General features: G+C 64.1%; 10 protein-coding genes. 3 read left to right on the top strand and 7 right to left on the bottom strand.

Annotation, left to right across the window (positions count from 1 at the left end):
- Positions 1-170: 170 nt before the first annotated feature.
- Positions 171-1,484 carry a FliI/YscN family ATPase gene (locus tag ACTG4J_RS03025; RefSeq protein ID WP_439137023.1) on the top strand — a complete coding sequence of 438 codons (1,314 nt, stop codon included), beginning with the start codon at positions 171-173 and terminating at the stop codon, positions 1,482-1,484.
- 7 nt (positions 1,485-1,491) lie between these two features.
- On the opposite strand, the gene ACTG4J_RS03020 is transcribed toward ACTG4J_RS03025, so the two are convergent.
- From ACTG4J_RS03020 to ACTG4J_RS02995, 6 genes are all read right to left on the bottom strand, one after another.
- Positions 1,492-2,283 carry a DUF1217 domain-containing protein gene (locus ACTG4J_RS03020; RefSeq protein WP_439137020.1) on the bottom strand — a complete coding sequence of 264 codons (792 nt, stop codon included), beginning with the start codon at positions 2,281-2,283 and terminating at the stop codon, positions 1,492-1,494.
- A 3-nt stretch (positions 2,284-2,286) separates the two neighbouring features.
- On the bottom strand, positions 2,287-2,691 hold the full coding sequence (flbT, locus tag ACTG4J_RS03015; protein ID WP_439137019.1) for a flagellar biosynthesis repressor FlbT: 405 nt from the start codon (positions 2,689-2,691) through the stop codon (positions 2,287-2,289).
- Complete coding sequence (gene flaF, locus ACTG4J_RS03010; RefSeq protein WP_439137018.1) at positions 2,688-3,062, bottom strand: flagellar biosynthesis regulator FlaF; 375 nt, start codon at positions 3,060-3,062, stop codon at positions 2,688-2,690. Before flaF ends, flbT begins: the two co-directional genes overlap by 4 nt.
- Positions 3,063-3,148: 86 nt before the next feature.
- Positions 3,149-4,696, bottom strand: coding sequence for a flagellin N-terminal helical domain-containing protein (locus ACTG4J_RS03005; RefSeq protein WP_439137017.1), 1,548 nt, complete (start codon positions 4,694-4,696; stop codon positions 3,149-3,151).
- Between the two features lie 204 nt (positions 4,697-4,900).
- Positions 4,901-5,233 carry a hypothetical protein gene (locus ACTG4J_RS03000; RefSeq protein ID WP_439137016.1) on the bottom strand — a complete coding sequence of 111 codons (333 nt, stop codon included), beginning with the start codon at positions 5,231-5,233 and terminating at the stop codon, positions 4,901-4,903.
- Positions 5,230-5,508: a rod-binding protein gene (locus ACTG4J_RS02995; RefSeq protein ID WP_439137022.1), complete on the bottom strand. Its 279-nt coding sequence runs from the start codon at positions 5,506-5,508 to the stop codon at positions 5,230-5,232. Before ACTG4J_RS02995 ends, ACTG4J_RS03000 begins: the two co-directional genes overlap by 4 nt.
- Before the next feature lie 174 nt (positions 5,509-5,682).
- Here ACTG4J_RS02995 and ACTG4J_RS02990 point away from each other — a divergent pair, with 174 nt between their 5' ends.
- Both ACTG4J_RS02990 and ACTG4J_RS02985 read left to right on the top strand, forming a co-directional pair.
- Complete coding sequence (locus ACTG4J_RS02990) at positions 5,683-7,587, top strand: flagellar hook-length control protein FliK (RefSeq protein WP_439137015.1); 1,905 nt, start codon at positions 5,683-5,685, stop codon at positions 7,585-7,587.
- A gap of 13 nt (positions 7,588-7,600) precedes the next feature.
- Positions 7,601-8,269, top strand: a complete 669-nt coding sequence (locus ACTG4J_RS02985; protein ID WP_439137014.1) for a flagellar hook capping FlgD N-terminal domain-containing protein — start codon at positions 7,601-7,603, stop codon at positions 8,267-8,269.
- A gap of 3 nt (positions 8,270-8,272) precedes the next feature.
- Here ACTG4J_RS02985 and ubiB read toward each other — a convergent pair whose 3' ends face one another.
- Entirely contained in the window at positions 8,273-9,805 is a 1,533-nt protein-coding gene (gene ubiB / locus ACTG4J_RS02980; protein ID WP_439137013.1) for a 2-polyprenylphenol 6-hydroxylase, read from the bottom strand.
- Position 9,806 lies beyond the last annotated feature (1 nt).

The raw sequence follows: 9,806 nt of genomic DNA, 5'->3' as shown, positions 1-9,806 counted from the left end.
AAAATCTCGAGCCTGTCGAACATCTGGGTTTCTCCCATTTCGGCTACACGGATGCTTAACGGTGATTCCTTTAGAAACCGTAAGTGACGCGACCCACCCCGGGGCCGCGATGGCCGGAGGAACCGCCCGTGACGACCGATGTCTTCGCCCCTTTGCGCGCGCGGTTGCGCATGATCAGCCCGGCCCGTCATGTGGGTCGGGTCGCGGCCCTTGGACGCGATCATGTGGTGGTCACGGGCTTGGGGCATGTGGCGGCGCTTGGCGACAGGATGCGGCTTGGCGACAGCTTGATGGCCGAGGTTCTGCGCATCGACCCCGAGGGATGTACCGTCATGCCAGAGGGGTCGGGCGATGGGTTACGGCTTGGCCTGCCTGCAACGCATCTCGGCCCTGCGACGATCGCCCCGCATGCAAGCTGGCTGGGCCGGGTGATCGATCCCGATGGGCAGCCCATGGATGGCAGGCCACTTTTCCCCGGCCTTGTTTCCTATCCTCTTGAGGCGTCGCCGCCACATCCGGCGGATCGGCGCGGGCTGGGCGCGCGCTTGGCGACGGGGCTGGCGGTGTTCGACACCATCCTTCCGATCGTGCGCGGACAGCGCGTTGGGCTTTTTGCGGGTTCGGGCGTGGGCAAGTCGCGCCTGATCGCGCAGCTGGCGCAGAATATGGTCGCTGATGTCGTCGTGATCGGTCTGATCGGCGAGCGTGGGCGCGAGGTGCGTGATTTCGTGGCCGATACCTTGGGCCCCGAGGGGTTGGCGCGGTCGGTCGTGGTCGCCGCAAGTTCCGACAGGCCCGCGCTGACACGCGCGCGCGCGGCGCTCACGATGATGGCGGTGGCGGAATATTTCCGGGATCAGGGGCGGCATGTGCTGGTTTTGGCCGATTCCATCACACGCTTCGCCGAGGCCCAGCGCGAGGTCGCGGCCGCCGCCGGAGAGGCGTTCGGTCCCAATGGGTTTCCCGCTTCCATGGCGCAGCGCGTGATGGCGCTGGCCGAGCGGGCCGGTCCCGGGGCTGCGGGGCAGGGTGATATCACGGCCGTTCTTGCGGTTCTGGTGGCGGGCTCGGATATGGAAGGGCCGCTGGCCGATGTGATGCGGGGAGTGCTGGACGGGCATGTCCTTCTCAGCCGCGAGATCGCCGAACGCGGGCGCTATCCGGCGATCGATGTGCTGCGCTCGGTTTCGCGTGCCCTGCCGGCTGCGGCCACGGCTGATGAGAACCGGGTCATCGCGCGCGCGCGTCAATTGATGGGGGCCTATGACCGGGCGGAGTTGATGGTGCAATCGGGGCTTTACGTGGCGGGCCATGATGCCTTGACCGATCGTGCCATCGCCGCTTGGCCGGGTTTAGACAGCTTTGTTTCCCGCGCCGCGTGCGCGCCGGAAGATAGCTTTGCCCAGCTTCACGCGCTGCTGGAGGATGGCCAACCCGCTGCATCCGCGCGGTCGTTCGCCATGACGGGCGCATCGTCGGATTGAGCGATCGTCACAGGGCGGACTGCAAAAGCGTCAATGCCACGAAACCGCGTGTCAGTGGAGAGGGTGTGCTTGCCGCCTCTGATCGCAAGGTGAAGCTGCGGATCAGATCCTCGATCCGGTCAGGCTGGTTGAATTGGGCGAAATCGGCGGTGCCGAAGCGCCGCTCGGCCCCATCGCGAAAGGCCTTGACCTGTTGGTCGAGATCGAGCGTGCCGATGGATTTAGGCAGGCCAAAGGCTGTTTCGAACACGGCGCGTAGCGGCGGGTTTCCCATCACGCTCAGCCAAGCGGTGCTGTCGCGCAAACCGCGGGCGGCGATCTCGGGCAATTCGCGGACGGCACTCAGCGCCAGCCGCAGATCGGGGTTTTGTTCACCCACCGCGCGCTCGAATTCCTGTCGTTCGAAGCGGGCGAGAATGCGGTCGGCAAAGGCCGCCGTGCCAGTGCGCGGCGGCAGGGGGCCGCCGAATCCGAAAGCCTCGGAAAAGGCGCGATAGCGTTTATCGGCCAGCCGGTTGGCCAGCGCGCCATCGGCGCTGACCCCATCGGCCAAGACCTTACGGATGAAGGCGCGGTTGGGCAGGTCGTCTTGCAGCCCAAAAGCGCCAAGCGCCACGCGCAGAAGGCGGAAATCGGCGACCAGATCTTCGGCGCTGGTGATCTTGCCGATCTCGGCACGGAAATAATCCATGTCGCGCGCTGCGACCGGGCTTTGCGAAAAGCGCGCAAGCTGTGTGTCGAGGCTGGCGGACAGAAACCGCCAGCCCGCATAGCCGCCCAAGGGGATGAGCGGCGTCATGCCCTAATGCTCGCGCGTGGCCATCAGGCGTTCTTCGCGCGCCAACAGGGTGCGCAGCGCCTTGAGCATGTGATAGACCTGCCCCTCGGAGAGATAGTCCGTGGCGCGGTCGAGTTGTGCGCGGCTGTCGGGGTCGGTGAAGACCTGACTCAACTGTTCCATCCCGCGCAGAAGTTGCCCCTTGGCCTCGGCGAAGTCGATATCGCCCGATAAGACCAGCTGCGCGATATAACAGACACGCCGGACAGGGGTGTTGACCTGCTCGGGGTGGATCGCGTCGCGCAGGCGCAAGATATTGGCATTGGGCGTCAGAATCGCCAAGCGCGTGCGGCGGTCGCCATTTTCCACCACGGCGCCATTGATCAAGACCCGTTCACGCGGCCCAAGCTTGAGAACCAGGCCACTCATGCCGGATCCGCCACGCCATCAAGGCCCCGCATCACGGCCTTGTTGATATCGATCAGCGCCTCGATCGCGGTCGGATCGCGCAATGCGGTCGCACTTTGCAGCAGCGAGAATTCGGCGAGATAGAAAAGCTGGGCGCGCAAGGATTGGGGCAGGGCATTCTCTGGTCCGGCAATATCGGTTGCCAGCGTGATCCAGAGTTGGCGGTTCTCATGAAGCGCCGCGGCGCGATGCGCGATATCCGCGTTCGGATCGGTGGCGCGCTTCAAGCGGGCCGTCACCCGTTCGAAGATGGCGTGTTCGCTGCCGCGGCTGGTGCGCACCGGGGCGCTGGCGGCCGCATAGGCGGAATGGGCAAGTTGGGTGGCTGTCACGGGATCTGTCCTTGTGAATGCTGGGTCTGGTGGCGGGTCTGGTCCGGTATCCGCGGGGAAGTCGCCTTCCCCGCGGAATCGTCAGATCAGCGGAACAGCGCGAGGATGTTCTGCGGCGCCTGATTGGCGATCGACAAGGACTGCGTCGCAAGCTGCTGTTGCACCTGCAACGCCTGCAACCGGGCCGAAGCCGCCTCCATATCCGCATCGACAAGCGTGCCGATCCCGGCCTTGAGGCTATCCATCAGTTTCGAGACGAAGTTGGACTGCGTCTCGATCCGTCCTTCGGCCGAGCCGAAGGATGCGGCTGCGTCGATGGAGTTCTGGATCAGCGTTTCGATGTTGGACAATGCCGCATCGGCGCCGGCATCGCTGGTGACGTCGATATTGTCGAGCCCGAACAACCCGCCCGAGGCCGTGCCATCGCCGGTGTTGGCCAGCAGCGTCAGCGTACCGCCACCGGTTTCGGCATCATCGATGGCCAGCCGCCACGCATCATTGGCGGAATCATACTGCACCTCGGCGGTCAGCCCCGTTACCCCGGCCGAGTCGATGGCGGTCTTCAGGCCGCGCGCGACATCTTCCATGGTTTCGCCATTGCCCGCGACGTAGACGAAATTGTCGCTGCCGAGATTGACCTGGAAACCGCGGCCCTCTTCCACGGCGGCACTGGCCGAGAAGTTGATCGTGGTCGCCCGCTGCACCAGCGATTGCGGATTGTTCGCATCGGCCCCGGCAACGGTCGCGCCGTTGATCGATTCAGCCACAAGGTTGGTGGCTGTGCCCGCCGTTGCCGTCACCGAGAAATCGCTGAAGGCGTTCGTGTTGCGCAAGATGATCTTGTCGGTCGTGCCGATATCGACCGTCAGCCCCTCGATACCGCGTGCGTTGATCGCGGCTGCAAAGCCTGCCTGAACCTCGGCCGTGGTGCCATCGGCGTCACTGGTGAAGCTGAACTCATTGCCATCGATGGTGATATTGTAGGTTTCGGCGTTCGCCGCCCCGATCCCGATCTGCAGGGTCGAGCCGGTGGTGGCGATCATCGTCGCGCTATTGGTCGTGCCGGTGCCGACTGTCGCGAAACCCGCCGAGTTGGCGGCCGATTCCGCCGTGCCGAAGTCGCCCGCCTCGGTCGTGAGGTCTTGCCGGTCCACGGTGATATTGCGCGCCGTGACCGTGCCATCGCGCGCCGGGTCGCGCGAAGACAGCACATTGACCGCATCGGTACCTTGCACAAGATTCAGCCCGTTGAATTGGGCCGCGCCGATCACCGATGTGATCTGGCTGCGCAGCGCATCGATATCGGTCTGGATCTTGCTGCGATCGACGTTTTCCTCCTGCGAGGCGACGATCTTGCCCTTGATGTCGGTCAAAAGGTCGGTGACCGTCTCGGCGGCGGTGCGGGCCACGGCGACGGTGGATTCACCCAAGCTGAGGCTTTCGGCGATGCCCTTGAACCCTTTCACATCCGACTCCATCACCTTGGAAATCGCCCATACGGCGGAATTGTCCCGCGCGTTGGCGACGGATTTCCCGGTCGAAATCTCGGCTTGCGTCTTTTGCAGGTTCGAATTGACGGATTTGAGCGTTTGCAGCGCCACCATGGCGCTGTTGTTGGTCAGAATGCTGGACATAGTGTCCCCTTCCTATTTTCGGTCGCGGCGCATTTCGGCGCCAAGAAAATCGAGGCCGCGAACAGCCCCGGCGAAGCGTCATCCTGACACCTGCACCCCGTCCTTCGGCGGTGCGCCACCCGATCGGGTGCAGAGCGAAATTCGCCCGTCAGATGTGAACAATGGCCTAATTCGCCACGCGTTTTGCAGCGGATTTTAACGGCCTCATCGCCGCGAGATCAGCTGGCCGTGAGGCGTGCTGGCTGCTTTGCGTCCCTGCGCGTCATAGGTTGTCAGCGGCGTTGCGGGGGCGGCATCGCGCTTGGCCCGCGCCAAGCCTTCGCGCGCCGACATCATAAGCCGGGCATTGCGCGCGGCGATCCGCGCCAGATCGGCCAAAGCCGCTGGATCGGTCGTGCCACGGGCCAATTGGTGCATGGCCAGCTCCAGCCTTTCGGGAAGTTTGGCCAGCTCGTCGACATCACCGACCAAAAGGGCGGATCGCTGTTGTTCCAGTAGCAAGCTCAACGCTGCGATCGGGCCGGCATCGCGTGTCATTGGTTCCCTCCGCCAAGGTGGTCGCCGCGCGCGACGAGGGCCGTGTAAAGCGACTGGGCCAGACCAATGCCACCACGTTCGACCAAGGCGCGTGCATGTTCTGCCCGCAAGAGCGAGGCGAATTGTTCCTCGCCCACGCCACCACCGAAACTGTCGCGCGATTCGCCAAAGCCCGCCTGTTTGAGCATTTCCGCGAGGAAACTGGCCTCCAGCTCTTGGGCGACCTCCCGCAAGGCGGCGGTTTGGTCGATGTCTTTGCCTTGTTGCAGTGACAAGCTGCCGCTGGCGGACGCGATCGGGGCGGTCACGGGATTACCTCGGATTAAAACGATTTCGCGGCAATCTGACAGCGGGGCGTAAAGAATTCGTAAGGAGCTATGGGCCCATAAAAGGCGCCGACCGCAATGAGGACAGCCAGAATGGATGACCTGTTCAAGGGCCCTTTGGCCATGCCCGACTTGATCGCGCGCCAGAGACACACCTTGCCCGACCCCGGGAAAGACGGGGCGTTCATGGCCGTATTCACGCGCCTCGACGTCTTGCCCGCCATTCCGATGATCGATCAGGGCGGCGCGCATGCAGAAATGGTCGTGGCCATGCCCCAATCTTTGCCGGGAATGGTGTCGACGCAACACCGATCCATGCCAAAACCCGGCGAGTCTTTGCCCGATGCATCGGCTGCGGTGTCGCTGGTGGTGCCGGCAAGCATTGCCGCGATTGCGCGCGCCCAAGATACACCAATGCCAGATGATTCCGCGCCTTTGGTGGATGTCGCGTGGTCTCCCCCATCCGATCCGACCATGCGCATGCCCAACGCGGCCGCGTTGTCAGAAAACACGCTCCCCGATCGCGATGGTCCCGAGAGGTCGGTCTTTGAACTGGCGGTGACCGGCCCCGTCATGCCAAAGCCCACATTGACCACCCAGCCCGTCGCCGCAGCGACGCTGATGCGGCTTTCGGATGGTGAAGCGCCGATAGCGCCCGCGCCAATGGCGACGATGATGGAAGCGCCACCCGAACTTGTTCCACCCCTGCGCGATGCGCCCAAAGCGGCAAGGCTTGCCGTGGTAGATTTCGGCAGCCCGCCCAATGCCCAACCCAAGCCGCCGATGGCACCCGCCAGCGCACCAGCGGCGATCATGGTGGGTCAGGGCAATGGCCCTTGGTCGTCCGTGCCAGCCAGATACCCCATGGGAGGCGATCTTATACAATTACCGGGTGATCCACCCCTGCTGTCCGATCATCTGCTGTTGCCCAAGGGCGCAGTTGCGGATCGCACGCCCGCGCCGGGCTTACCGCCGACCTTGCCGCCTACCGTGGCCAAGAGCGCGGTGATGGTCGCCCCGCAAACTGTTGTCACCAAGGGGCCGAGCGATGTGGCCGTGCCTGTCCCAACCAGGATCGCGCCCGATCATGCGTCCGCGCCCCCGTTGCCAATGCCGCAACTGCACGCGCCTATGCCGCAGCCGATCGCAACGCCAATGGCGCATGCATCCGTTCCTGACATGTCGATTGCCCTGATGGGCCCGCGACCCGCGCCATCGTCACGGGCCGTGACCGACCTTGCGCCAACCCAGCCACAGCCAATGATCCCGGCAATGCCACTTCCCCCGCGCGACCAGCAGACAGCCCTTCCCAAACAAGTCGAGAGCGGCGTGGTCACAAACCCCGCGGCACAGGCTTGGGGTGGTGCGGCCATGCCCGCAAACGTCGCAATACCCGCGCCGATGCAGCCCGCCGCGCCACAGCCACAGACACAAGCGGCGCAAATCCCCATGGCCCTCCCGCAAGGAATGCCGGCTGAAAGCGTCGCCCCCTTTTTCGGTTCCATGCCCGGTCGTGACATGCGCGCCATGGGTGATCCAAGCGATGCGAGCTTGAGCCTCGCAAATGGTACGGCCCCGGCATTGGCGGTGCGGATTGGTCCCGGCGCGCCGGATTTGCCCATGCTTGCCCAAAGCGCGAGCCAGCAAATCGTCACCGCCTCCGCACAGCTTCAGGCCGAGCTTGGTGGACCGATCGATATCGCGCTCGACCCGCCCGAGCTTGGCCGTGTCCGCCTTAGCCTTGTCGAGGTGAATGGCGTGATGACCCTTTCGATCACCGCCGAACGCCCCGAGACCGCGGATCTGATGCGCCGCCATCTTTCGCTCTTGGCCGATGAGTTCGCGCGCCAAGGCCTTGATGCGCCATCGGTCGATATTTCAGGTGGCGGTCAAGGTGGGCGACAGCCCCGCGATGATGAACATACCCGCGCGCCAGAGGGGCATGATCACCCGATCAACCGTTCCCTCAGCCCCGTCATCGGCGCCCCCCTACAGGTGGCGGCATCGGGCCTTGATTTACGGCTTTAGAGAGGAGAGCGAGATGGATATCCTTCAAAGCACCCAAAGCTTCGGATCGCGCACCCAAGGTGGCGGCGCAGCCAGTGGCGCGGGTACGATCAGCTCGGATTTCGAGACATTCCTGCGGCTTCTGACAACGCAGATGCAGAACCAAGACCCGCTCAATCCGATGGAATCGACCGAGTTCGCCAGCCAATTGGCGCAATTCTCGGCCGTGGAACAGCAGGTGCGCAGCAATGAATTGCTGACCGGTCTGCAAGCGGGCCTGCAAACGCTGGGCATGGGGCAGATCGGCGCGTGGATCGGCATGCAGGCGCGGGCCGAAATGCCCGTCAATTTCGAAGGGCAAAGCGTGACGCTGGCGGGCGCGCGCCATGTGCTGGCCGACCGGATGGAATTGATCGTTCGCGACGAGGCGGGCGCGGTCGTTCAACAACTGCCGATTCCGCTGAGCGATGACAGCTTGATTTGGGATGGTGCCGGAGTCGATGGCAGCGTTCTGCCGCCAGGGCTTTACAGCTTTTCGGTTCAGAATTGGTCAGGTGAGGAGATGATCGAGGAACGTGGCGCAATGGTCTACGGCACCATCCAAGAGGTCGCGATGGTCGATCAGGAGGTGTGGTTGTCGATGGAGGGGGGCGTGGGCATTCCAGCAAGCGATCTTCTGGGGCTTGGTCGCCCCGCGCCCTGATGATCAGATCAGATAGGCCAAAAGTATCACCACACCCGCCCCAAGGATCAGGCCCGCGGATGCGATGCCCAACCGTTCGGGCCAAGGGCTGCGGCGTTCGATGCGCGGCGGGTTCGCTTGCGCCAACAGCGCCTTCTCCGCAAGCGCGGGCAGGCGCGGCCCAAAGCGGGCCAGCACGCGCGCCGTCGCGACCAGATCGCGCAATGCGGCCTTGGGGCCGATGTTCTCGCGGATGTAATCTTCGACCACGGGGCGGGCGACGGTCCAGATATTGATTTCGGGGTCGAGCGAGCGGGCGACGCCCTCGACGACCACCATCGTGCGTTGCAGCAAGATCAGCTCGGTCCGTGTCTCCATCCCGAAACGTTCGGTCACTTCAAAGAGATAGGCCAAAAGCCGCGCCATCGAGATGCGGCTGGCATCCATGCCGAAGATTGGCTCGCCCACAGAGCGCAGCGCTTGGGCGAACTCGTCGATATCGCGGTCGGCAGGCACATAGCCCGCTTCGAAATGCACCTCGGCGACGCGGCGATAATCCTTGCGGATGAACCCCATCAAGATCTCGGCATAGACACGGCGGGTATAGGCATCGAGGCGCCCCATGATCCCGAAATCCAGCGCCACCAGGTCGCCATTGGGCGCGATCTTGAGGTTGCCGTGATGCATATCGGCGTGGAAAAACCCGTCGCGCAGCGCGTGGCGCAGGAACATCTGTAAAACCCGCGCGCCCATCTCGCGGCGGTTGATGCCGTTGGCGTCGATGGTTTCCAGATCCGACAGCGTGGTGCCCGTGACCCACCCCAGCGTCATCATGCGGCGCGAGGACATGAACCATTCCACCTGCGGCACGACAAAGCCCGCGTCGTTCTTGGTATTTGCGTGGAACTCGCCACAGGCCGAGGCCTCGATGCGCAGGTCCAATTCCTGCAACACCACGCCTTCGAAATGTTCGATCACGTCGCGCGGGCGCAAGCGGCGCGAGGCGGGCGACAGCGTCTCGACCACCCAAGCGATCAGGTAAAAGGCGTCGATATCCTTGCGAAAGGCGCGCTCGATGCCGGGGCGCAGGATCTTGACCGCGACCTCGCGCCCGTCATGGGCGAGCCTCGCGCGATGCACCTGCGCGATCGAGGCGGCGGCGACGGGTTCGGAAAACTCGGAGAAAAGCGCCTCGATCGGTTTTTCCATTTCAGCCGCGACCACGCGACGGGCCTCGGCCAATGGAAAGGGCGGTAGCTTGTCTTGCAAGACCTGAAGTTGCAGCGCCATCTCGGGGCCGACCACATCGGGGCGGGTCGAAAGGATCTGGCCGAACTTGATATAGGCGGGCCCAAGGGCGGTTAGCGCGCGCGGCACGGGCGGCACTTTGGGATCACCGCGCAGACCCAGAAACTTGAACGGCCAACCCAAGATGCGGGCTGCGATACGGATCGAACGAGGCGCGTCGACCGCTTCAAGAACAGCGCCCATCGCGCCGGTTCGCTCGAAGGTCGCGCCGGTGCGGATCAGCCGCCAGATGTTGTGCGGACCCTTCACC

This window comes from Roseicyclus sp. (assembly GCF_965662675.1).
GTDB lineage: Bacteria > Pseudomonadota > Alphaproteobacteria > Rhodobacterales > Rhodobacteraceae > Roseicyclus.
The sequence above is the reverse complement of the archived record's forward strand: the minus strand, read 5'-3'. Positions and strand labels throughout refer to the sequence as shown.

Coding starts and splice junctions, on each gene's coding strand:
- ACTG4J_RS03025 (WP_439137023.1), top strand. CDS start 171: ATGATCAGCCCGGCCCGTCATGTGGGTCGGGTCGCGGCCCTTGGACGC.
- ACTG4J_RS03020 (WP_439137020.1), bottom strand. CDS start 2,283: ATGACGCCGCTCATCCCCTTGGGCGGCTATGCGGGCTGGCGGTTTCTG.
- flbT (WP_439137019.1), bottom strand. CDS start 2,691: ATGAGTGGCCTGGTTCTCAAGCTTGGGCCGCGTGAACGGGTCTTGATC.
- ACTG4J_RS03005 (WP_439137017.1), bottom strand. CDS start 4,696: ATGTCCAGCATTCTGACCAACAACAGCGCCATGGTGGCGCTGCAAACG.
- ACTG4J_RS03000 (WP_439137016.1), bottom strand. CDS start 5,233: ATGACACGCGATGCCGGCCCGATCGCAGCGTTGAGCTTGCTACTGGAA.
- ACTG4J_RS02990 (WP_439137015.1), top strand. CDS start 5,683: ATGCCCGACTTGATCGCGCGCCAGAGACACACCTTGCCCGACCCCGGG.
- ACTG4J_RS02985 (WP_439137014.1), top strand. CDS start 7,601: ATGGATATCCTTCAAAGCACCCAAAGCTTCGGATCGCGCACCCAAGGT.